The organism is Pseudomonas mandelii (assembly GCF_024138395.1).
Taxonomy (GTDB): Bacteria; Pseudomonadota; Gammaproteobacteria; order Pseudomonadales; family Pseudomonadaceae; genus Aquipseudomonas; species Aquipseudomonas mandelii_E.
In genome coordinates, this window is sequence record NZ_JAMYDU010000002.1 from 263474 (window position 1) to 287493 (window position 24020).

The following is a 24020-nucleotide window of genomic DNA, read 5'->3' on the forward strand; positions in this document are numbered from 1 at the left end:
ACGTGAGCATGATCAACGTAGACCTGCAACAACTCATCCAGGCGCTGGACGCCGAAACCCGCCGTGATCTGGAGCGTTCGGCCGAGCGTTGCGTCGCCCGTGGCGGCAGCAAGATCCTCGTCGAAGACTTGATGCTCGGCCTGCTGGAGCGTCCGAACGGCTTACTCGCACGCGCGTTGCAGGACGCCGATGTCGATGCCGGTGAACTCAGCGCCGCGCTGCAATCGCGGGTCGAACACAGCGCTTCGCGCAACCCGGTGTTCGCCCCGGAACTGGTGCAGTGGCTGCAAGATGCGCTGCTGGTGGCCAACCTCGAACTGGGTCAGACCCAGGTTGAAGACGCTGCGCTGATCCTCGCTCTGCTGCGCAATCCGATGCGCTACGCAGGCAGTCGCTATCAGCCGCTGCTCGCCAAGCTGAACATCGATCGCCTGAAAGAATTTGCCCTGTCGCAACAGGAGCAACCGGCGGCTAACGGCAAACCGGCGGCGCAGGGCGAATCGCTGTTGCAGCGCTTCACCCACAACCTGACCCAACAGGCCCGCGACGGCAAACTCGACCCGGTGCTGTGCCGCGATGGCGCGATCCGGCAGATGGTCGACATCCTCGCCCGTCGCCGCAAGAACAACCCGATCGTGGTCGGTGAAGCCGGCGTCGGCAAAACGGCAATCGTCGAAGGCTTGGCGTCGCGCATCGCAGCCGGTGAAGTGCCACAGGTACTCAAAGGTGTCGAATTGCTGTCGCTGGACATGGGCCTGTTGCAGGCTGGCGCCAGCGTCAAAGGTGAATTCGAACGTCGCCTCAAAGGCGTGATCGACGAAGTCAAAGCCTCGCCGAAACCAATCATCTTGTTCATCGACGAAGCTCACACCCTGATCGGCGCAGGCGGCAATGCCGGTGGTTCCGACGCGGCCAACTTGCTGAAACCGGCCCTGGCCCGTGGCGAGTTGCGCACCATCGCCGCCACCACGTGGGCGGAGTACAAAAAATACTTCGAAAAAGACCCGGCCCTGGCCCGTCGTTTCCAACCGGTGCAACTGCACGAACCGACCGTCAGCGAAGCGGTGACCATCCTGCGTGGTCTGGCCCAGGTTTACGAGAAGAGCCACGGCATCTACCTGCGTGATGACGCGGTGGTGGCGGCGGCCGAGTTGTCTGCCCGTTACCTGGCAGGTCGTCAGCTGCCGGACAAAGCCGTCGACGTGCTCGACACCGCTTGCGCCCGCGTGCGCATCAGCCTCGCCGCCGCCCCGGAAAGCCTGGAACGTCTGCGTGGCGAACTGGCCGAAGGTGGTCGTCAACGCCAGGCCCTGCGTCGCGACGCCGAGGCCGGTCTGCTGATCGATCATGAAGCACTGGATGCTCTGGAAGATCGCCTGGCCGACGCCGAAGACGAAATGGTCGCTCTGGAAACTCTCTGGACCGAGCAGAAAGCACTGGCCGAGCGCCTGCTGGAGCTGCGTCAGCAACTGGCCAAGGCTCGCGAAGCCGCTGCCGTTGAACCGACCATCACGGTCGAAGAAGACGCTGAAGGCACCGTGATTGAAACCCTGCCAGTAGACGAAGCACAAAGCGTCGCGTCCCTGGAAACTGCGCTGAACGAAACCCACCGCGCCCTGACCGAAGCTCAAGTCAAAGAACGTCTGGTCAGCTTCGAAGTCTGCCCGCGTCTGGTGGCCGAAGTGATCAGCGCCTGGACCGGCGTGCCATTGGCCCAACTGGCTCGGGAACACAATGCCAAGGTCGCGAGCTTCGCCACCGACCTGCGCACCCGTATTCGTGGTCAGGAGCAAGCGGTTCATGCCCTTGACCGTTCGATGCGCGCCACTGCCGCTGGCCTAAACAAACCCGATGCTCCGGTCGGCGTGTTCCTGCTGGTTGGTCCAAGCGGTGTCGGCAAGACCGAAACCGCCCTGGCCCTGGCCGACTTGCTCTACGGCGGTGATCGCTTCATCACCACTATCAACATGTCCGAGTTCCAGGAGAAGCACACCGTCTCCCGTCTGATCGGTGCGCCACCGGGCTACGTCGGTTACGGCGAGGGCGGGATGCTCACCGAAGCCGTGCGCCAGAAGCCGTACTCGGTGGTGCTGCTCGATGAAGTCGAGAAAGCAGACCCGGACGTGCTCAACCTGTTCTACCAAATCTTCGACAAAGGCGTGGCCAACGACGGGGAAGGTCGCGAGATCGACTTCCGCAACACGCTGATCCTGATGACCTCGAACCTGGGCAGCGACCGCATCAGCGAACTCTGCGAAAACGGTGCGCGGCCGACTGCCGAAGTCCTCGAAGAAACCATTCGCCCAGTGCTCAGCAAGCATTTCAAACCGGCGCTGCTGGCGCGGATGCGTGTGGTGCCTTACTACCCGGTCGGCGGCCCGGTGCTGCGCGAGCTGATCGAAATCAAACTGGGTCGTTTGGGCGAACGCCTGAACCGTCGTCAGCTGGATTTCACTTACTCCCAGGATCTCGTCGATCACTTGGCCGAACGCTGCACCCAAAGCGACAGCGGCGCGCGCCTGATCGACCACTTGCTCGACCTGCACGTGCTGCCGCTGGTGGCTGACCGTTTGCTCGACGCCATGGCCACTGGTGAAAGCCTCAAGCGCGTGCATGCGACGCTCGACGGCAATGCCAGCGTGATGTGCGAGTTCGCCTGAGGTGGGTGTGATGTTCACTCAAGTGCCGCAACCGCTGGTCTATGCCGAAGCCTTGCTGGCGCAGTTCGCCAGCCTGTCGCGCGCGGCGGACGGTGCTGCGTTGCTGGGTGACTTCGTGCGCGGGTTGGCCGAGCTCAGCGGTTGCGAATTGACGCAACTGTATCTGCTGGACGCGACCCACACCTGTCTGGGGATGAACGCCGAGTGCCTGAATGGCATTCTGCAACCCCGGGAAGGGGCGAGCCTGCCGGCGGATTACAACGGTGAACAATTGCTGCAGTTCGCCCTGTGCCAGAACCGCGTGGTGTGCCTCAGCGAGCTGAGCGGCAGCCTGCACGAAACCAGCTTTCTGCCGCTCCAGGCCACGCCTTGGCAGTCGCTGTTGTGCGTGCCGTTGGTCAATCAACAAAAGGCTGTCGAAGGTTTGTTGCTGTGCGCCAGTCGCCGGCAGATCGACCTGCAAGGCTTTGCCGATTCCCTCAGTCAACTGGGCTCGTTCGTGCTCGGTCAACTGCACTTGCTGCAGCGTTTGCGTCAGCCGAGCGGCGATGTTCGACCGGCGCCGGTCAATGTCCCGAGCGCCAGCGGTTATGGCTTGATCGGCAAGAGCGCGGCGATGCGCCAGACCTATTCGCTGATCAGCAAAGTTTTGCACAGCCCGTACACCGTGCTGTTGCGCGGCGAGACCGGCACCGGCAAGGAAGTGGTCGCGCGGGCGATTCACGATTGCGGCCCGCGACGTTCCCAGGCGTTCATCGTGCAGAACTGCGCGGCGTTCCCCGAGAACCTGCTGGAAAGCGAACTGTTCGGCTACCGCAAAGGTGCCTTCACCGGCGCCGACCGCGACCGTGCCGGGCTGTTTGACGCGGCCAATGGCGGCACCTTATTGCTCGATGAAATCGGCGACATGCCGTTGTCGCTGCAAGCCAAGTTGTTGCGCGTGTTGCAGGAAGGCGAGATCCGCCCGTTGGGTTCCAACGATACCCACAAAATCGACGTGCGCATCATCGCCGCGACGCACCGGGATTTGTCGGTGCTGGTCAGCGAAGGCAAGTTCCGCGAGGACTTGTACTACCGCCTCGCGCAATTCCCGATCGAGTTGCCGGCCCTGCGTCAGCGCGAAGGCGACATCCTCGACCTGGCCCGGCACTTCGCCGACAAGGCGTGCGCGTTTCTGCAACGGGATGCGGTGCGTTGGTCCGACGCGGCGCTGGATCACCTGTCCGGTTATGCCTTCCCCGGCAACGTGCGTGAACTCAAAGGTCTGGTCGAGCGCGCGGTATTGCTGTGCGAAGGCGGCGAGTTGCTGGCCGAGCATTTCTCCCTGCGCATGGAAGCCATGCCGGAAGACAACAGCGGCCTGAACCTGCGCGAACGCCTGGAACAGGTCGAGCGCAGTTTGCTGCTCGACTGCCTGCGCAAAAACGACGGCAACCAGACCCTCGCCGCCCGCGAACTCGGGTTGCCACGGCGCACGCTGCTGTATCGCCTCGGGCGCCTGAATATCAATTTGGGTGATTTCGATGGGTAGGCAAAAGACCGTCGATTTCACCTCATTCGCTTCTGATAGCGCCGCCCAAACGGGTCGGCGCTTTGTGCTTTGTCTACCCCTGGAGACCCTCTGATGTCTGTTCGTCACTGGCAAGCCGTCCTGCTGGCCCTCGTCGTTCTATGCGGCCTCGGCGGCTGTAGCGGCAATTACAAATACAACGACAACACCTATCGCCCATTGGGTGATCCGCAGGCGGTCAATCGCGGCAAGTGACCGCAAGGAGTATCACCATGGAACTGGTTTTCGAAATGCTGAACACCAAGCAGTTCGTGCCCACGGATTTGTGCCAGAAGACCTTCAAGCAGGCCGGTGGCGTGATCGGCCGGGGCGAGGATTGCGACTGGATCATTCCCGACCGCAAGCGTCACCTGTCCAACCACCACGCGGTGATCAGCTACCGCGAAGGCACGTTTTTCCTGACAGATACCAGCAGCAACGGTATCCAGGACAGCGACAGCGGCGCGCGCCTGCGCAAGGGCGAGCCGATGCGCATCGAGCACGGCAGCGTGTATGTGCTGGGTGACTTTGAGATCCGCGCGCGTCTGGTGCGCGACCCGGCGACGTTCGACGTTGAAGTCGGTCGTCCGCAGGCCGCGGGCAGCATCATTCCGGACGATGCGTTCCTCGATCTCGACCCACTGAATGCCCTCGACCAGCAAGAGCGCGTGTACTCGGAAATCGATGAACTGATTTCCCCGAGCACCACGATCGAAGACACCCGTCAGCGTGCCGACTATGCGCGCATCGACATGGAAAGCCTGATGGTCCCGGAGCTGATCGATGCCCCGGCAGAGCCCGCACCGGCGCCTCCGCCGAAAGCGGTCGAACGTCAGAGCGAAGGGTTCTGGGAACACTTCGGTGCCGCCCTCGGCGTGGATCTCAAAGGCCTCGACCACGACGCCCGCGAAGCCCTGGCGCTGAACGCCGCGCGCTTGCTCAAGCAAAGCGTCGGCGGTTTGCAGCAGAGCCTGCGCACCCGCAGTGAACTGAAAAACGAACTGCGCCTGGCCCAGACCACCGTGCAAGGCACTCACAAGAACCCGCTGAAATTCGCCGTCGATGCCGGCGAAGCGCTGGGCATTCTGTTGCAGGGCAACAAGCCGGGTCAGTTGCCGGCGGAGCAAGCGATCTCCCGCGCGTTCCGCGATTTGCAAGCGCATCAGGTCGCATTGCTGACCGCCAGCCGCGCCGCCGTTCGCGGCACCCTGGAGCACTTCTCGCCGCAACAGCTGACCCTGCGTTTCGAGCGTGACAACAAGCCGTTGCTCGCGACCTCCGGCAGTCGCTGGAGGGCTTACGGCCGTTATCACCAGGCCCTGCGTCAGGACGATGACTGGAGCGAGCGACTGTTGGCCCGCGACTTCGCTCAGGCCTACGAAGAACAGATCCGCCTGATTTCCACCCTACACACCGACCACCAAGGATGATGCGCATGTCTCGCTGCTCGACCGCTTTTTTCAAGACGCTGACTGCGCTCACTGCCCTCGTGCTGCTGGCCGGTTGCTCGTCGCTATCGCCGTATTCCACCGTGACCAAACTCAACCTGAAGCTGACCGCCAGCGATCAGTTGAACCCCGACCTCAACGGTCGTCCGTCGCCGATTGTCGTGCGCCTGTTGGAGCTCAAGCACCCGGTGACGTTCGAGAACGCTGATTTCTTCAGCCTCTACGAACGCGCCAAGGAATCCCTGGTCCCGGACCTGGTGGCCAGCGAAGAACTCGAACTGCGTCCGGGTGAAACCATCGAACTCAAGCTCAGTGTGGAAGAGGGTAGCCGTTACGTCGGCGTGCTCGCGGCTTACCGCGACCTGCCGGAAACCAAATGGCGCTACACCGTGCAAATCACTCCGCTGGAAGTCACCGTGGCTGACCTGACCCTCGATCAGGCCGGCATCCGAAATACCCATGAAACGCTCGCCAAGGCAGATGACTGAACATGAATGCGCATAAAGTCATTTGGCAGGAAGGCATGCTGCTGCGCCCGCAGCACTTCCAGCACAACGATCGTTACTACGACCACCAGATGAAGACCCGCACCCAGTTGCTGGGCAGTTACACCTGGGGCTTCCTCAACCTGGAAATCGACTTGCAGTTCCTCAACATGGGCAAACTGGTGATCAGCCAGGCCTCGGGGATTCTGCCGGACGGCAGCCTGTTCGAACTGGGTGGCAACACCGAGCCGCTGGCCCTGGACGTGCCGCCGAACACTGGCAACACGCCAATCTATCTGGCGCTGCCACTGGTGACCGGTAACCACATCGAGTCTCGCCGTCCGGAGCAATCCGACGTGCTGGCGCGCTACACCGCGTACGACGCGGAAGTCGCCGACTCCAACGCCGGCGACGACTCCGCCAGCCAGGTCAGCTGCGGTCGTCCGGACTTCAAACTGTTGCTCGGCGAGCAGCAGAGCGACCAGGCCTACGTGAAGCTGAAGATCTGCGAAGTGCTCGACACCACGCCCGACGGCGTGATCAGCCTCGATCCGGACTTCGTGCCGACCTACATTCAGGCGCATTCGTCCAGCTACCTGCTGTCGTGCCTCAAAGAAGTCATCAGCATGCTCGGCCACCGGGGCGACACCATCGCCGAGCGGATTCGCTCCAACGGTAAGGTCGGTGGCGCGGAAGTCGGCGACTTCATGATGCTGCAACTGATCAACCGCACCGAGCTGTTGCTGCGCCATTACCTCGGCCTGGAACAGGTTCACCCGGAAGAGTTGTACCGCACGCTGCTGACCATGCTCGGTGATCTGGCGACGTTTTCCAGCGAGAGCAAACGCCCGCGTCTGGACAGCCGTTACCAGCACAGCGACCAGGGCGCCAGCTTCCGCAAACTGATGGAAGCGATTCGTCAGGTGCTGTCGATGGTGCTCGAACAGCACGCCATCGAACTGGTGCTGCAAGCGCGTCAGTACGGGATCATCGTGTCGCCATTGCACGACCACAAACTGTTGGGCTCGGCCTCGTTCGTGCTCGCGGCCAGTGCCAACTGCGACTCCGAAGAACTGCGTCATCGCTTGCCGGCGCACCTCAAGGTCGGCCCGGTGGAGCGCATCCGCCAACTGGTCAACCTGCATCTGCCGGGCATCAAGGTCAAACCGTTGCCGGTGGCCCCACGGCAGATCGCGTTCCACTCCAACAAAACCTATTTCATCCTCGAACTCAGTTCCGAAGACCTGGCGCAACTGGAGCGCTCCGGCGGCTTCGCGTTCCACGTGTCCGGCGAATTCGCCGAGCTTGAACTGAAATTCTGGGCCATCAGGAACTGACCGACATGATCAAGGACATGGAATACAACCAGGACGACAAAACCGTCCTGCTCGACCGTCAGGGCCACGGCCCGGCGTCGAGTCCGCTGACTGACTTCGCTGCACCGCCGCGTTTCGAACAGCTGGAAGAACGGATGATCTACGCCGCACGCCTGCGTCCGGCCGAAGCGTTCAACATCAGCCTCAATTCGCTGGTGGCCGCTGCGTCCGAACTGTTGTCGGAAGTGGTTCGCCTGAAGCACAGCGACACCCGCGAAGACCTGTACGCGCTCAACGAGCGACTGACCGCCGGGCTGAAGCTGTTTGAAGTACGCGCGCTGCACAACGGCGCCGAAAGCAGCCAGGTAATGGCCGCGCGTTATGTGCTCTGCACCGTGGTCGACGAAGCTGTCGTCACCACGCCGTGGGGCAACGAAAGCGAGTGGTCGCAGATGAGCTTGCTCAGCAGCTTCCACAACGAAACCTTCGGTGGCGAGAAGTTCTTCCAGCTGCTGGATCGCTTGTCGAAAAACCCGGTCAAGCACCTGCCGATGCTGGAGCTGATGTACCTGTGCCTGTCCCTCGGTTTCGAAGGCAAGTATCGGGTACAAGCGCGCGGCATGCTCGAACTCGAAGGCATCCGCGACGCCTTGTATCGACAGATTCGTCAACTGCGCGGTGACGTGCCGCGTGAGCTGTCGCCGCATTGGGAAGGCTTGAACGATCAACGCCGCAGCCTGGTGCGCATCGTGCCGGCGTGGATGGTGGTGCTGTTCACCGTGGTCTGCCTGGTGGTGATGTATTCGGGCTTCGCTTGGGTGCTGGGCGAGCAACGCGAAACCGTTCTGCAACCTTATCAGCCGCTAGATTCGGCCGCGGTCCAGCCGCAGTCGAAGCCGTAAACAGGGACGTGTGATGAAAAAGTTTTTCAAGAAAGTCGGCGCATTCCTGCGCCAGACCTGGGTCTGGACCCTGCTGCTGGTGCTGTTCGTCGCGCTGCTGGTGTGGTTCGTCGGGCCGCTGCTGGCGGTCAATGACTACAAGTTCTGGGAAGGTTCGACCTCCCGCCTGCTGACCATCAGTGTGCTGTTCCTGATCTGGGGCCTGACCATGGTCTTCGTCAGCTGGCGCGCCGGTGTGCGCAAAAAAGCCATCGAAGAAACCGAAGACGGTCAGGACCGTATCCGCCGCGAAGAGCTGATCGACGAAGAGCAAAAAGAGTTGAAGGCGCGTTTCAAGGACGCCCTGAAAACCCTGAAGACCTCGAGCCTGTATCGCGGCCGCAGCGAGCGCTGGCGCAGTGATTTGCCGTGGTACTTGCTGATCGGCCCGCAGGGCAGCGGCAAGACCAGCCTGCTGGACTTCTCGGGCCTTGAGTTTCCGATCAACAAGATCGACCGCAAACTCACCCGCGACACCCTCGGCACTCGGCATTGCGACTGGTACTTCGCCGATCACGGCGTGCTGATCGACACCGCCGGGCGCTACCTGACCCAACCGGATGCCGAAGTCGATGGCAGCGCCTGGAGCACCTTGCTCGACCTGCTGCGCAAGCGTCGCCGCAATCGCCCGTTGAACGGCGTGCTGGTGACCATTCCGGTGGAAACCCTCACCGGTGGCAGCGAGCAGGATATTGACACTCTGGCCCGTCAGGTGCGCGCGCGTCTGCAAGACGTGCATCAGAAACTGCACGTCGACGTGCCGATTTATCTGGTGCTGAGCAAGGCCGATCGCCTGCTCGGTTTCGACGAGTTCTTCGACCAGCTGACCCGCGAAGAAAGCGATCAGGTACTCGGCACCAGCTTCCGCAAAGAGCAGAGCGGTACTGACGTGGCCGTGCTGCGCGCCGAGTTCGAAGAGCTGCTGCGTCGCCTGAACAGCCAAGTGATCATGCGCATGCACCAGGAGCGCGACACCCAGCGCCGTGGTCGCATCCTCGACTTCCCGCATCAACTGGGGCAGATCGGCGAGCGTCTGTGCCTGTTCGTCGACATGGCGTTCACCGGCAACCGCTACCAGCGTGTCAGCCAGTTGCGTGGTTTCTACCTGACCAGCGCACCGCACCTGACCGAACAGATGGACTCGACCACCGCCGGTATCGGCGCCAGCCTGGGCATGAACGCCGGTATGCTGCCGACCCTGCGCAGCGGCCGTTCCCGGTTTATTCACCATTTGCTCAGCCGGGTGATTTTCCCCGAGGCCGATCTGGCCGGTCTGGACAAGCGCGAACGCAGCCGCATTCATTGGGGTCAACGTGCGCTGTACGTGGGCGCACTGGCGGCACTGGCGCTGTTCGGCATGCTGTGGGCTGGTGGTTTCTCGGCCAACTATGAGCGTCTGGAAAACCTGCGTAACCTGGCACAAAACTGGAATCAGCAACGCTCGGCCCTGACGGCGCGTGATGACTCGATGGCGGTGCTCAAGACCCTCGACACCAGTTACGCAGCGACTCAGGTTTTCCCGAACAAAGGTGACGTGTCGTACCATGAGCGTGGCGGCCTGTACCAAGGTGAAGATGCCAATCCGGTGGTCAAGAGTGCCTACGAGCGTGAGCTCGAAGCGCAACTGTTGCCACGGGTCGCGACGCTGCTGGAAGGGCAGATCCGCGCCAACATGAAGGACCGCGAACGCCTGCTCAACAGCCTGCGTGCGTACCTGATGCTGAACATGAAAGATCGCCGCGATGCCGCGTGGCTCAAGGATTGGGTCGCCACTGACTGGTCCCTGCGTTATGCCGGCAACACAGCGGTGCAGAACGGTTTGAACACCCACTTTGAGCGTTTGCTCAAGCAGCCGTTTATCTACCCGCTGAACGAGCAACTGGTGGCGCAGGCGCGTCAGGTGCTGCGCAGCGAGTCGTTGGCCAACGTGGTTTACCGGATGCTGCGCGAGCAGGCTCGCAATCTGCCGGAATACCGTTTCAGCCAACACTTGGGCCCACAGGGTGCGCTGTTTGTCGGCACCGATTACGTGATTCCGGGGTTCTACACCCAACAGGGTTATCAGCAGTATTTTTCGGTCCAGGGCACTGCACTGGTTACCGACATTCTGCGTGACAACTGGGTACTGGGCGAAGGCTCGGGCATCAGCGGCATGGACTTGCGTCGCCTGATGGTCGAACTGGAGCAGCTGTACTTCCGCGATTACGCCAACTTCTGGAGCGAAGCGGTCGGCCAGGTGGCATTGCCACCGATCAACGACGCCGGTGAAGGCGCCGAGCAACTGGCGGGCCTGACTTCCGCCAACTCGCCAGTGCTGCAATTGCTGGTGGAAGTGCGCGAAAACACCCGTTTCCAGGTCATCGCAGACAGCGCCGATGAAGCCGCCGAAGCGGCTGACAAGCTGGGCGATAAGGGCGGCAAGTTGGGTAAACTCGCTGCCGCCGCCGCGGACAAAGCGTCGGACATGGCGAAGAACTTGCCGGACACCGCGAAGAAATCCCTGCAACGTCGCTTCGAACCGCTGCACCGTTTGCTGGATGACAACAACGGCCCGGCCGCTGATCTCACCCCGGCCCTGACAGCACTCAACGACCTGCAACTGCAACTGGCAAGCCTGGCCCGTGCCAGCGCGCCGGATCAGGCCGCGTTCGAAATGGCCAAGACCCGCATGAGCGGCCAGCGTGATGCGCTGAGCAACTTGCGCAACGCGTCGAACCGTCTGCCGCGTCCGGTGAGCGTGTGGTTCAACGTGCTAGCCGAAGATACCTGGCGTCTGGTGCTCAACGATTCCTACCAGTACCTGAACCAGCGTTATCAGAGCGAGCTGTACAGTTTCTACGGCAAGGCGATCAACAAGCGTTACCCATTCAGCGCCCACAGCACCAGCGACGTTGCGATCAGCGACTTCCGCGAGTTCTTCAAGGCCCAGGGCATCGCCGATCGCTTCTTCGAGAACTACATGCGTCCGTTCGTGAGTGGCGATCCAGGCAACTACCGCCTGCGCAGCGTTGACGGTCACAGCATGCCGATCTCCAAGGTCTACCTCGACCAGATGGCCGCGGCACAAGTGATCCGCCAGAGCTTCTTCTCGATCAACCCGGCCGAGCCGCAAGTGCAGTTCAAACTGGAGCCGTACACCCTCGACCCGGCCGTCAGCCGTTCCGAGTTCAAGTTTGGCGACAAGACCATTGAATACCGTCACGGCCCGATCGTGCCGGTGTCGTTCAAATGGCCGACCGACGCCGAAGACGGTCGCACCAGCCTGGTCCTCGACAAAATGGCCGGCCGCCCGATCGGCATCGAGAAGAACACCGGCCCATGGTCGCTGTTCCGTCTGTTCGACCTGATGCAGACCGAGTACCTGACCGGTCGCGACGTGCTGGTACTCAAGGCTGACGTGGGTGGCCTGCGCGCCAACTACTTGCTGTCGAGCCAGCGCACGCCGAACCCGTTCGACATGGGCGTGCTGCGTACTTTCCGTATGCCGGTGCAGCTCTGATGCTGGTTGCCAGTCCCTGGCGCAGCGCTGCGCGTACCGATCCGGGCAAGGTTCGGGCGCGCAACGAAGATGCTTTCCTCGACTGTCCACAGCAGGGGCTGTGGGTGGTCGCGGACGGCATGGGCGGTCATCAGGGTGGCGACATCGCCAGCCAGTTGATCGTCGCCAGCCTGGCGGACCTGCCGGTGCAGGACGACTTCGACGAACGACTCAAAGGCATTCGCCAGTGCCTGCACTGGCTCAACCGCCGCTTGGGTCAGGAGTTGACCGTCACCGCCGGGCGTCATGACAGCATCATGGGCAGCACCGTGGTGGCGCTGCTGGTGGAAGGCAATCGCGCGGCCTGCATCTGGGCCGGCGACAGCCGCTGCTACCTGTGGCGCGGCCAGCGTTTGTATCAACTGTCCAAGGACCATTCGCTGCAACAGCAACTGATCGACGAGCAACAAATGAGTGTCGAAGACGCTCGTGCGCATCCTGCTGCTCATGCGCTGACCCGTGCGGTCGGCGCTGCCGAGCAGTTGACGCTGGATGTGTTGGAACTCGAGGTCTACCCCGGCGATGCATTTCTGTTGTGCAGCGACGGTTTGTATCAAGGGCTGACGAGCGATGCCTTGGGCAACGCCCTGAGCCTGACCGCGCCGCACGTTGCGCTGGAGCGTCTGTTCGACGGCGCTTTGCGTGGCTCGGCCCGGGACAATCTGACTGCCGTGGTGATCCGCCAATGACTGAACTCATGCCACCGATCGACGACCTGCTGGTGACCGAGGAAGAAGCCAATAACCTGACTTACTTCGCTTTCGCCAAGCCTTTAAACGGAAAGCCTCTAAACGGAAAGCCGCATAAGGTTGAGCCTGCACTGGCGCTGACCAAAGCCAGCGTCGGTGAACTGCCGGACGTGCTGGCGGGGCGTTACCGCATCGAGCGCTTGCTTGGTGCAGGTGGCATGGGCGCGGTTTACCGCGCACGGGACCTGCTGAGCGAACAGTTCGGCGATCCCGACCCTTACATCGCGCTGAAAATCCTCAGCGAAGAATTTGCCGAATCGCCGGACGCCAGCGCCTTGCTCTACAGCGAGTTCGCCCTGACCCGACGCCTGCGCCACGACAACGTGCTGCGACCGCACACCTTTGAAGTGGACACCGACTGCCAGCGTGCCTTCATCACCATGGAACTCATGCGTGGGCTGACCCTGGACAAATTACTCTGCGAGCGCCCCTTGGGCCTGCCGTGGAAAGAGCTGCGTGACATCGCGCTGCCCCTGCTCGACGCGCTGGCCTACGCCCACGTTCGCGGCGTGCTGCACGGCGACATGAAGCCGAGCAACGTCATGCTCAGCGAAGAAGGCGTGCGCCTGTTCGACTTCGGCCTCGGCCAAGCGGAAGAGGGCATCCTGCCCGGCCTGCCACACCTGAGCCGCAACCGCTTCAACGCCTGGACCCCCGGCTACGCCGCCCCCGAACTGCTTGAAGGCCAGCCGCTGTCGGCCAGCGCGGACGTTTACGGCGTGGCCTGCGTGATCTACGAACTGGCGGGCGGCAAACACCCGTTCCGCCGCTTGCCCTCGACCGAGGCCCGCGACGGACGCCTCGACCGCGAGCTGCACGCACCCCGAAACCTACCCAAACACTGCTGGCCAGCCCTGCGAAAGGCGCTGGCTTTCGATGCGGCAGATCGAACGATCACTGCCGCCCAACTGCGTGACGCTATGGGCGCCACATCGTCTTGGCTGCAACGTCTGCGACTGCGGGCGTAACGGATGACTACCGAACAGGGAGCAAGCAATGTTCAACTCAGCTAACGAAACGCACTTCAGCCTCACAGTCGAAGACTATGCCGGCGACTTGCAAGTGCTGTCGTTCACCGGCACTGAAGGCATCAGCCAGCCGTATCGCTTCGACCTGGAACTGGTCAGCGAAAACCCGGACCTGGACCTGGAAAAGCTCCTGCACAAGCAGGCGTTCCTCGCATTCGACCCGAAGGGTTCCGGCATCCATGGCCAGATCTACCGCGTCGCCCAAGGCGATGCCGGTAAACGCCTGACCCGCTACAAAGTCTCCCTGGTGCCGCACCTGCAATACCTGCATCACCGCACCAACCAGCGCATCTACCAGCAGATGTCCGCGCCGAAAATCATCGCGCTGATCCTGGAAGAACACGGCATCAAAGGCAACGCCTACCGCTTCCAGCTGAGCACCCCGTGCCCGGACCGCGACTACTGCGTGCAATACGATGAAACCGATCTGCACTTCGTCCAGCGACTGTGCGAAGAGGAAGGCATTCACTACCACTTCCAGCACAGTTCCAAAGGTCATCTACTGGTATTCGGTGACGATCAAACGGTGTTCCCGAAACTCGGCCAGCCCACCGCTTACGTGCAAGGCAGCGGCATGGTCGCCGACGAACCCGTGATCAAAGGCTTCAAACTGCGCCTGGAAACCCGCACCGGCCGCGTCACCCGCCGCGACTACGACTTCGAAAAACCTCGCCTGAAACTCGAAGCAGCTTATAAACCCGACGGCGAAAGCACCGAACCAGACCTCGAAGACTACGACTACCCCGGCCGCTTCCTCGACCGCGCGCGCGGCAAATTCCTCAGCCAGCGCGCCCTCGAACGCCACCGCGCCGACTACCAGCAAGCCGAAGGCCATGGCGACCAGACCACCCTCGTCAGCGGCCACTTCCTGGAAATCTCCGACCACCCGCGCACCGAGTGGAACGACCTCTGGCTGCTCACCGAAGTCATCCACGAAGGCAAACAGCCGCAAGTGCTCGAAGAAGGCGTGACCAGCGACACCACCGACAACAAAGACGACTTCCACCAGGGCTACCGCAACCACTTCCTCGCCACCCCATGGGCCGTGTTCTACCGTCCCGCGCTGGAACACCCCAAACCCCGCGTCCTCGGCAGCCAGACCGCCATGGTCACCGGCCCCAAAGGCGAAGAAATCCACTGCGACCAATACGGCCGCATCAAAGTGCAATTCCACTGGGACCGCGAAGGGGTGGCGGATGACAAAACCAGCTGCTGGATGCGCGTCTCTTCGAGTTGGGCGGGTGACCGTTATGGCGCCATCGCTATTCCGCGGATCGGTATGGAAGTGCTCGTCACCTTCCTCGAAGGGGATCCTGACCAGCCGTTGGTGACTGGTTGCCTGTACCACAAGGAAAACCAGGTTCCCTACGAACTGCCGGCGAACAAGACTCGCACCGTGTTCAAAACCCTCAGCTCACCGGGGGGCGGTGGGTTCAATGAACTGCGGATTGAAGACAAGAAGGGGGCGGAGCAGATCTTTATTCATGCCCAGCGGGATTGGGATGAAAACATTGAGCATGACCAGAAGATTCGGGTGGGGAATGAGCGCCACGATACCGTTGAGAAGAACACTTACACCGAGCTGAAGGCTGAGGAGCATCGGACCACGATCGCGGATCGCAAGAGTGAAGTGCGGATGGATGATCATCTGACGATTGGGCAGAACCAGCATGTGAAGTTGGGGACTGCGCAGCTGACCAGTGCGGGGAAAGAGATTCACCTCAAGGCTGGGGACAAGATTGTTATCGAGGCTGGGATGGAGCTCACGGTTAAGGCCGGTGGGAGTTTTATCAAGCTCGATGCGGGTGGTGTGACGGTTGTTGGGCCGGTGGTGAAGATTAATGCCGGTGGGTCGGCGGGGAGTGGGACCGGGATTGGGATTAAGCCACCGGTGCTGCCGGGGGCTGCGGATAAGGATAAGGCGGGGAGTTTGATGGATCAGGCGTTGGGGAATTCGCCTGAGGAACAGGTCAAACGCAAACCGAAACGAATGCTCAATTTTTCTGGTTAATCGACATAGACGGCAATCCAAGCCACCAGGGATCAGAATTTAGGTAATTGGTAATGACTGAAACAACAAGCAAAGTAGAGAAATGGTCGTATCCCCTGAAAGTAGGGTCAGCTGAGGCGACGGATCCACAGAAGTTCTATAAGGCTTTGGCGAAGGCAAAAGACGGCTACTACCCATTGGGGGCTAATGGCCTCTGGCATGGCGGGGTTCATTTCGACGAAGACACTGGTTTGGTGAATGATCTGACGGAAGTCAGATGCATCGCTGACGGTGAGGTAGTGGCCTATCGCATTGATGAGAAATACCCAACATCAGATTTTGGCTCGACGCATTCGGTTTATTCAACAGGGTTTGTGTTGGTTAAGCATCGGCTTGAGTTTCCGGTACCTCCTGCGTCAGCTCCTGCAGCCGGGCCAAGCCTGACGTTCTTCAGTCTTTATATGCACCTGCTGGATTGGGAGAATTACAAGACGAATCCGACGCTTAAACCACCGGGGTTTTGGGGGAAAGGCCTTTATGAAGTTAAAGCCAACGCTCCGGACAAGCCTTTAGGCATCCGGATGCGAAGCGGTAACGCCGGACACTTTCCGGTCTTGGCAGTTTTGCCCCGCGGGACAACCGTGGTTACGCAGCCTGCCCCAGCCAATCAAAATTGGGTGGCAGTTGTTAGCGTCAGCCCAGAGATTGCAGGCTTGCCTGCGAATGGATGGGTGTTCAAGGGCCAATTGAAGGACTTGGGTGGCGGAAAGTACTTCGTGGGCAATGAAGCACAAGACCCTATTCCCGGTGGCGCTCAGCACGGAGCGAATGTTCGTGATGCTCACACTAGCGGCCTACCACTTAGCCATTTACCAGCAGGTACGCGAATACGACTTGGTGAGGACCCGACCCCTAATAACTTTCGTAAACTTGCCGAAATCGTCAGTGGTCAGGCAACACCCGCCCTGATACCCGGCGCGGATGGGAAACTTCCGGGGTTTATTTGGTCGCAATCACTTACTCCACAGAGTGAGCCGCATAGCCCGATGGGGGATGTTGTCGTCCTCACTCCGACATACAAGATCAAGGCAGGTGAGGTTCTGGGGCATGTTGGCAAATATCAGAACCATTCAGATGCTGTTCCGAAGAACCTCCTGCACCTAGAGGTTTTTAGTTGTGAGGATGTGAAGGCGTTTACTGACCAAAGTAAGCCCAAGGGTGTCAGTTTACCCGCCGCCGAAAAGACGCTGGTCAAGATACCCAAAGGCTCACGGTTGATTACTCATTCGCAAAGTATGAGCGCGACCAATCCACCGAAAGCTGCTGATCCGAGTAGCGAAGTGGCGTATGACTTTTTCATTCCTGTAGGTTTACTTGAAGGACTGCCGGCGGAGAAGAAGATCAAAGAGTCAGTTGTCATGAATGGAACGACCACGACCACTTATTGGTGGCGTTTAGACGGTTTGCTCGGAGACGAACACGGCGATGGCATCGATGGCTGGTTTGCGGAGCCGGATACCACTCTGTCGCGTCATTCACCCTTTGAGTGGGAAGGCTTTACTTTCATTGACGAAACCGTCAGCAACGCTGACCACTTTGCTGCTTTCCTTCATGCACAGGAAAGCCTCAATGAGCAGGAGCGTGAAGCATACTTGCCAAGTGTTGAAACTGCGGCGTCGGGTTCGGTCACCGAGACTTTGTACAAAATCCTCGATAGGAATGGGGATAAAAAATTAGCACCTTCTGAAATAGCTGAAGCGCTGAATAAACCTTGGTTCTCGCAACCGATATCGCAAATGGTTACACGCTATGAAAATGAATGGAACTATAAAAAAGAAAAATGGGATGCTCTAGACGAAATCATTGGACATAGCGATTCTGATCCGCATAAGTCGTGGGTAGAGGAAAAGTCAAGAATTGAGCGTCTTAGTTGGTGGTTAAAGTTAATTGGACTTCACGGAATTACGGCTGATGCGATGGTGCAGCATATTCATCCGGTGGGGCTAATTTCGAATTTTGTGACGGTAGGCTCTAATAAGTGTAAAAAGTGTGGAAAAAACGTTGCGCTTTCGCATGATTTTATGAAGAGGATCTCAGCTCCATCCGTTACTGACGCATTTATTGAGGAGTTTGTTAATACCGCTAACGCGTTCTTTTCCAAATACGAGGTCAATTCGTGTTCACAGATAATTCATCTGCTGGGACAAGGTAAGCACGAGACTGGAAAATTTAAAAAATTCCGAGAAAGCTTGCGATATAGTCGGCAGAGTTATACACCGACCTCTTTATATAATATGGCGCCGACTGTCATAAATGCGGGGTTTGCAAGGTTGGGCTTGAATTTGACACAGGCTGAGAAAATTCAGTACGTTGACGATCATCTGATCGACAATGATCCGGGTTATGGTCGGCATAGTTTTGGCGTCAATCAATACCCTCAGAACGACTATCGTGGGCGAGGTTTGCTTCATTTGACGCACTATACTAATTACCATGCTTGCGCTCAAGCGATTGGAGTTTCCATTGATGCAAATCCGGAATTAGTCGAGTCCAACACCAAAGTAATAATTGAATCGGGGCTGTGGTTCTGGAAAACGAACAATATTGGCCCCATCGCCGATAATGGCTCGCTTTCAATGGATCAAAAAATTCGAGCCGTGACTAAGGTGATTAATCCCGCTTTTAAGGGGTTGGCTGAAAGGGATTCGTTTACGAAGGATATCGCTAATATTTTTGAAGAGCTTTACGGAGCATGCCCAGTATGAAAATGATAAAGAGCTTTAAGTTGCTTGCGTTGTTTTTATGTTTGCTTGCAATGAACTCTTTTGCTTGTGAGTCAGGTAAAAGTGATGCGTTTCCGGCTCTCAAAGCAGAAGATGGTTTCATAGTGTTCAATAATGAACCTTTAGTTGATGAAGGTGGTCAAGAAACTGAAGATGTTGCCATTGGAGTTGAATTTGTCCCCTGTGTGGGAAATAAAAAACGTATAGCTGGATTACCTTTTTTGGCGGCTACAGGAACCGTTAAAGCTGCTTTTTTTGAAAACAGCAAAACTGATGGGACGCCTAAGCTTTTTATAATCCATGGTGTCGAGATCAGATCGGATACAGGCGTAAACTATAAAGGAGACTATTATAGTGTTCATGTCTTTTCTAGGGGGGCGGCGGGTTATGTGAGGGATGATCGGCTATCGAATTATTTTGGTGCGGGGGGGGATATTACATCTGAACCCGGCGGCTTGGTGTTAGTTTATAATTTTCCCTATAAAACGGCCGATGAAATAAGCAAAAAAATTAATTCTAATGCATACAAACAGTGGGTCGACGGAAATGTTGTTAAGCTCACCATGAATAAAAAAACGCCTATTTATAGTTCGGCAAATTTGTCCGATATCACAAAAATGTACTTGATTAAGGGAGACATAGTTTTGCAGGAGGCAGTCGAGGCGGGATGGATACAAATTATGTTTAAGACCGCTAAAGGAAAAGAAATCCGTGGTTGGGTTCAGTGCGTTGACACTAGTAGTTGTTAAGAGCGTAAAGGGAAGGATTTATTTATGAGGTAGATTTAGCTGTCGACAAATGGACTTGTCTTTTCTATGTTTTGCTTAAGTAGGTGTTTGAGGTGCGTAAATTTTGTTTTCTATTATGTATATTTTTATTCTGCCGGGCCGCAGTAGCCCAGGATGCTAGCCTCTACCTATGGGGTGCTGTATTGGAAGGGCCATATAAAACAAATATTGTTGAAAACGCAGAATTGTCGATTGTGAAAACGGGGAATACAGACTACCCGTTATCTCTGGTCCTCGATGTCAAAAATATCGATGGAGTATCGGTTAGGCAGTTAGTTGATAAGTATGATGTGGCTGGTTCATTGCCAAAAATCGAATCAATATTTTTTTATCCGATTCAAGATGTCAAAAGTGCCTTTGTTTTGGTTTCATGGGAAATTAACCATAGAGGCATTGGCACCTACGGTACTCTCTATCAGGTTTATGCTTATGCGCGACATGGCAGCGGTAAGTTGATCCCCAATCAGTTAATTCAGGCTAATAGGTACTTAAGCGGGATCGACGGCGTTAGTGACGGTGTGCCCCAGAAATTTGCTTATAAGGACGCCGCCTCAATAAAGGCATACGTAAAAAAACACCTGAATACGCTATAACGCCGTCTTAAGGGGGCATTAAAAACAGCAAGGATGATTGGATGAATCGCTTTATTAGGCTCCTTAAGGAAAGAAGAAAATGGGACAGATTTACTTGTGGGGGTAGGTTAGCTATCGATAAATTAATCTAACCCCTGTTTTCTCGCTTTTCCCTACTTTGCGAATGCTCCCGATATAATTTTTATGGTTGTCAAATGATGAGATTCAAATTGCTTTCTAGTGGAGTGTCGTTCATTTCGCTTCTGCTACTCAGTTCCTTTACTTATTCGGCAAGCTTTGACTGCCGCAAAGCCTCAATAGAAGTAGAGAGAAAGATCTGTGGCACCCCGTCTTTATCTGCTCTGGATGAACAGCTAAGCGCAGTTTTCAAGCCATTAAAAAATATACGTACGTTTCAAATTATTGAAAACGAATGGCTTGAGTCTGAGCGCAATGCCTGTGAATCAACCGAGTGTTTGGAGGATGCTTACGATCAACAAATTCGTTTTCTAACACTGTTGCCGGAAATCGCTCCTGTCACTGAAAAAGACATCAAGCTTCTGCCAGCGGACAAAATATATACGCAAAGTTTTCGGCCTTGGAAAATCGTTGAGCTGTCGGGGCTCCCGAACGAGAAAGACGTCACTGAGCGTTTTCTTCTTTCCGCGGAAACGTTGTCAGGGATGTTGCATGTCATAGTTTTCGAAGGGCACTACGATACCCAGTTGTCTTCGTATAGAGGGAATTTATATGAGTATGTGGATAGAAATCCAATAGCACAGCCCATTATTCATACCATTGCTAAAGATATCGGATTCGATGGCGCGATAAATTTAGGGGGTAACGACGAGGGCAAAAGATTTGCCGGAATTTTAGATGGGTCTTTTTACTATCGGGAGCAGATAACTAGAAAACAGCAGAAAGGAATGGTTTATAAACTGGGGTCGAATGCACAACCGAAGGAGAGTAGTTTGCTAATTCAGAAATGGTCAAATGCCACTGAGCACGCCATAAGCGGGTTGCAATTCGGTACCATTGAGATGTTTGGGCCGATAAAGGCGTATTATTCGCATTCCCCTGGAGAAGAAACTATTGCACCTGTCAATACACCGGGAATGATTGGTATATTTACACTCCCATTTGGAGTAAGTCGCACCCGATTTTTTATTTTAAGAATGGCAGCAGAACGATCTGGCGTGCCAATATCTTAGATAAGACACTTACAAGGATAGTCAGTGGAACCGATGAAGATTTAATTCAGAACCCTACGCCAGTAGACATTAATGGTCGCGAAGCTATCGTGTACCTTCATGGTTATCTTCTGAAGATCGCTATCGCACCAGATGAATGAGCGTGAATTTTGCATCGGCGATGAAGTGGGATGTAGATGTTTCTATGGAAGGTTATGGTTTATATGACTTGTTCGATGACTGATCGTTTTTTTATGATCGCGCTTTGTGCGCTAGCTGTTAATTTTTCACCGCTGGCACCCGTTGTGTTTGCGCAGGACGTTTGTGACAAAATAACTACGAGTTCTCAGGGTGAGAGATGCTCCGTAAGTTTGAAGTCAGCTGCTGATTTTCAGTTAAATATCAGCTATCAGCAACTCATGGTGCGGCTTGAGGGCGGCAATCGGACCGATCCCGTTGTCGCTGCTGGCTATATGGCGAAGGTAAAAGAGTCTCAACGGGCCTGGATCAAATTGCGTGATACAGATTGCCTGCTCGATGCGTTCGAAGCGGAGCCTGGTTCGTCTGCGTATGTGACAGCCGTGAACAATTGCGTTGCGAGTATGAGTCGCGATCGCTCAGTCTTCCTGGACAACATTGCGTCCGACAATGGGAGTGACTCAGTGATTGGGCGTGGATCATGCCCATCCTCAGACTTCGCGCAGTTTCTGCCAGCGTTTTCCGCTAATGGTGAGTCCCAGAAGCGCCTAACCGCACTGGCGGTAAAAATACTGGTGTTGAAGCGGACCCCAGACCCTGGTCGCTTTGAACCGCAAATTACTGCTGAGACAGGCTCGAGCTTGGCGTTTCCGTTGATGGCTGCGATGGAAGGCAAGACTGAAGGGGTTGAGATCGAAACGGTCGACGACACTCACATGAACGTTGTGGATAAACGGGCCGGTAACAGCAACATCAAGATTTTTAACTTTGCTAAAAAGTCTTGCTGGACGCTGGTGGGGATTGAGGATTGGTCGATCAGCGAGAAGGAGCTTGTCGCACCCGGTAGACCCGGAATGAGCCGCGCCGAGAACTTCTGTTATCAACGTGCAGAGGGTTTGGGTGGTTTAGGGGCGCTTGAACAATACCGGTTGACTAAGGAGTTGTTTGAAGCGTCCCTGGAAAACTATGTCTGTGCTGCGGAGTCGGGTGATCCACAGGCGAGTCTGTCGGCGGCAAGTTTGAGTCTTTCGCAGATGGCACCTCAATTGGAAACCAGCAAGGTGGAAGCTTTGTTCAAAGCGGCATCGACGACACCGAGCGGCGCGCTAGGTTATGCCACTTATTTTTGTAGCGGTAATTCCACCGACTATAACGGCCCTTGCCTGCACCCCGAGCAGGCAGAAAAGGAGGCTATTCGCGCTATTTCCATGGGATCCACAGAGGCGATCAACTATTTGGGTTCTTCTTTTGAGAGTGGCGAGTTGGGAACGAAGGATATGTCCCGGGCGTTGGCCTGTTATCAGCTGTCAGCTGACAAAGGTAGCCCGCAGGGTAGCGACGGCGTGAAGCGTTTGGTTTCGCAAGGCTCAGACATAAAGGCCAGTCACTGCCTGTGAATTTCGCTTTGCAGATATAAACGTTGAAGAAGGGGGACGTGAAGCCCCCGTTCTCTATTCGCGAAGTTGCTACGCCTTAGCCCGATACTCCGCCGGATTCGGCGAATCAATATGATCCAGCGCTCGCTCCACCATCAACTGCACCCCATCCGCCAATCTGCTGAGCGCCAGGGCGACTGAGCGGCGAGTGCCGTCGATGTCGTCAGCCAGGTCGGCGGCGATGGCGCTAATGGACTTCAGGTCTTCTGAGGCGTTGGCCAGGAGGGCTTCGGTGTCGATGTCGGGGGAGACGGTGAAGAGTTTGCCTTTGCGCTTGGGTTTTTCGTTGGGTGGTGGGGCGAAATGGTGGTTGAGGGCGCGTTCGGCGGCTTCGTGGAGTTTTTTTGAATCGAAGGATTCGTAGGGGGATGTGGCTTCGTTTTCAGGAGGATTTGGTGTTGGCTTGAACATAGATGTAATCCCGTACTTAAGGAGCCGACACCGTTTCGCTTGCGCTTCGAAAGTGGTGGCAGCTGTGCATAGGTGTGCAAGACCGGCGGGATTACCCGGCAGACCCGAAGGTCTCCCATACACAGCAGCCATAACGGTTCGCGAGCATAGGAAAATGCTCGATGAATTGCCATAACCATTGTGTATCCCGCCGGACTTGCACGTCCGTGTCACCGATTTTGCGGTGACGAACAGAGGTTATCGGTGCAGCCGAGGGCTGCCTAGTTCACGAACAGCCCCACGTGTTGAAGGAAATGTCCGATGGAGTCGAGGGTAGAAAGACCAAAATATCTTCGCTTTTAAACAGCCGTGTTTCGTCAATGACTTGGTAGTCATCAGCGTCAAAAAGCGCAGCATCTTCTTCTAACGCTGCGCAATGGTGGCGTTATCGCTTGAAGCCGCTACACTGCGCCGGCTGTTCATTTTTCTATTGAGGCTGTGCGCATGAAATTTCGTTTTCTTCTGTGGATGCTGGGTTTGTTGATGGGTAAGGCCAGTCGGACTAATCCTGCGTTTCAGCAGCAGTTGGGTGACAAGGAGCTTGTTTTCCAATTACAGACCCTGGATGGGAAAGTGGCGCGGCATTTCTTTGTGAAGGATCAGCGCATTACCAGCAAGTCCGGCGTGTATGCCGAGCCTGCGTTTGCGATTGCGTTCAAGGATGCGGCGTATGGCTTTGCCACGATGCAGGCGAAGAACAAGCAGTTGGCGTTTATGCAGGGGATTCAGGACAAGTCGATTCAGATCAAGGGGAATCCGGCGTTGGTGATCTGGTTTCAGGGGTTGACTAAGTATTTGAAGCCTAGGAAAGCTAAGCCTAAGGCTTGAGATCTTTCAGTTAGATTGGCGGGTGATTCTTCGAACGAGCCCATTTGAGTCGTGCGCAGAAATTAGACTGA

Annotated in this window: 18 protein-coding genes; 17 read left to right on the plus strand and 1 reads right to left on the minus strand. The window is 56.9% G+C overall.

Annotated elements, in window-relative coordinates; all coding sequences use genetic code 11:
• Window positions 1–2 precede the first annotated feature (2 nt).
• The 16 genes from tssH (at window position 3) to NHU87_RS04640 (ending at window position 22632) form a co-directional block, all read left to right on the plus strand.
• On the plus strand, window positions 3–2660 hold the full coding sequence (tssH, locus tag NHU87_RS04565) for a type VI secretion system ATPase TssH (protein WP_253546032.1): 2658 nt from the start codon (window positions 3–5) through the stop codon (window positions 2658–2660).
• Between the two features lie 10 nt (window positions 2661–2670).
• Window positions 2671–4191: a sigma-54 interaction domain-containing protein gene (locus NHU87_RS04570; protein ID WP_253546034.1), complete on the plus strand. Its 1521-nt coding sequence runs from the start codon at window positions 2671–2673 to the stop codon at window positions 4189–4191.
• Window positions 4192–4284: 93 nt separating this feature from the next.
• Window positions 4285–4425 carry a type VI secretion protein gene (locus NHU87_RS04575; RefSeq protein WP_253546036.1) on the plus strand — a complete coding sequence of 47 codons (141 nt, stop codon included), beginning with the start codon at window positions 4285–4287 and terminating at the stop codon, window positions 4423–4425.
• A gap of 17 nt (window positions 4426–4442) precedes the next feature.
• Entirely contained in the window at window positions 4443–5639 is a 1197-nt protein-coding gene (gene tagH, locus NHU87_RS04580) for a type VI secretion system-associated FHA domain protein TagH (protein WP_253546038.1), read from the plus strand.
• Window positions 5640–5644: 5 nt separating this feature from the next.
• Window positions 5645–6145, plus strand: a complete 501-nt coding sequence (tssJ, locus tag NHU87_RS04585) for a type VI secretion system lipoprotein TssJ (protein WP_038980687.1) — start codon at window positions 5645–5647, stop codon at window positions 6143–6145.
• A gap of 2 nt (window positions 6146–6147) precedes the next feature.
• The gene (tssK, locus tag NHU87_RS04590; RefSeq protein WP_253546040.1) at window positions 6148–7479 is read left to right on the plus strand and encodes a type VI secretion system baseplate subunit TssK; all 1332 of its coding nucleotides are present in this window, start codon (window positions 6148–6150) and stop codon (window positions 7477–7479) included.
• Window positions 7480–7484: 5 nt separating this feature from the next.
• Window positions 7485–8360 carry a type IVB secretion system protein IcmH/DotU gene (gene icmH, locus NHU87_RS04595; protein ID WP_253546043.1) on the plus strand — a complete coding sequence of 292 codons (876 nt, stop codon included), beginning with the start codon at window positions 7485–7487 and terminating at the stop codon, window positions 8358–8360.
• Window positions 8361–8373: 13 nt separating this feature from the next.
• Entirely contained in the window at window positions 8374–11898 is a 3525-nt protein-coding gene (gene tssM, locus NHU87_RS04600) for a type VI secretion system membrane subunit TssM (protein WP_253546045.1), read from the plus strand.
• On the plus strand, window positions 11898–12626 hold the full coding sequence (locus NHU87_RS04605) for a PP2C family protein-serine/threonine phosphatase (protein ID WP_253546047.1): 729 nt from the start codon (window positions 11898–11900) through the stop codon (window positions 12624–12626). Before tssM ends, NHU87_RS04605 begins: the two co-directional genes overlap by 1 nt.
• Window positions 12623–13654: a serine/threonine-protein kinase gene (locus NHU87_RS04610; protein ID WP_253546049.1), complete on the plus strand. Its 1032-nt coding sequence runs from the start codon at window positions 12623–12625 to the stop codon at window positions 13652–13654. Before NHU87_RS04605 ends, NHU87_RS04610 begins: the two co-directional genes overlap by 4 nt.
• A 28-nt stretch (window positions 13655–13682) precedes the next feature.
• The gene (locus NHU87_RS04615) at window positions 13683–15725 is read left to right on the plus strand and encodes a type VI secretion system Vgr family protein (protein WP_253546051.1); all 2043 of its coding nucleotides are present in this window, start codon (window positions 13683–13685) and stop codon (window positions 15723–15725) included.
• Between the two features lie 53 nt (window positions 15726–15778).
• Window positions 15779–18469: a glycoside hydrolase family 19 protein gene (locus NHU87_RS04620; protein WP_253546053.1), complete on the plus strand. Its 2691-nt coding sequence runs from the start codon at window positions 15779–15781 to the stop codon at window positions 18467–18469.
• Window positions 18466–19236 (plus strand): hypothetical protein, encoded by a 771-nt coding sequence (locus tag NHU87_RS04625; protein ID WP_253546056.1) that lies wholly within the window; start codon window positions 18466–18468, stop codon window positions 19234–19236. Before NHU87_RS04620 ends, NHU87_RS04625 begins: the two co-directional genes overlap by 4 nt.
• Window positions 19237–19328: 92 nt before the next feature.
• Window positions 19329–19868, plus strand: a complete 540-nt coding sequence (locus NHU87_RS04630; protein WP_253546057.1) for a hypothetical protein — start codon at window positions 19329–19331, stop codon at window positions 19866–19868.
• A gap of 194 nt (window positions 19869–20062) precedes the next feature.
• The gene (locus tag NHU87_RS04635; protein ID WP_253546059.1) at window positions 20063–21058 is read left to right on the plus strand and encodes a lysozyme inhibitor LprI family protein; all 996 of its coding nucleotides are present in this window, start codon (window positions 20063–20065) and stop codon (window positions 21056–21058) included.
• Window positions 21059–21291: 233 nt separating this feature from the next.
• Complete coding sequence (locus NHU87_RS04640; protein WP_253546635.1) at window positions 21292–22632, plus strand: lysozyme inhibitor LprI family protein; 1341 nt, start codon at window positions 21292–21294, stop codon at window positions 22630–22632.
• 69 nt (window positions 22633–22701) lie between these two features.
• Here the strand turns inward: NHU87_RS04640 and NHU87_RS04645 are convergent, their stop codons facing one another.
• Complete coding sequence (locus NHU87_RS04645) at window positions 22702–23082, minus strand: DUF6124 family protein (protein ID WP_253546061.1); 381 nt, start codon at window positions 23080–23082, stop codon at window positions 22702–22704.
• A 483-nt stretch (window positions 23083–23565) separates the two neighbouring features.
• Here NHU87_RS04645 and NHU87_RS04650 point away from each other — a divergent pair, with 483 nt between their 5' ends.
• Window positions 23566–23949, plus strand: a complete 384-nt coding sequence (locus NHU87_RS04650; RefSeq protein WP_163910639.1) for a helicase — start codon at window positions 23566–23568, stop codon at window positions 23947–23949.
• Window positions 23950–24020 lie beyond the last annotated feature (71 nt).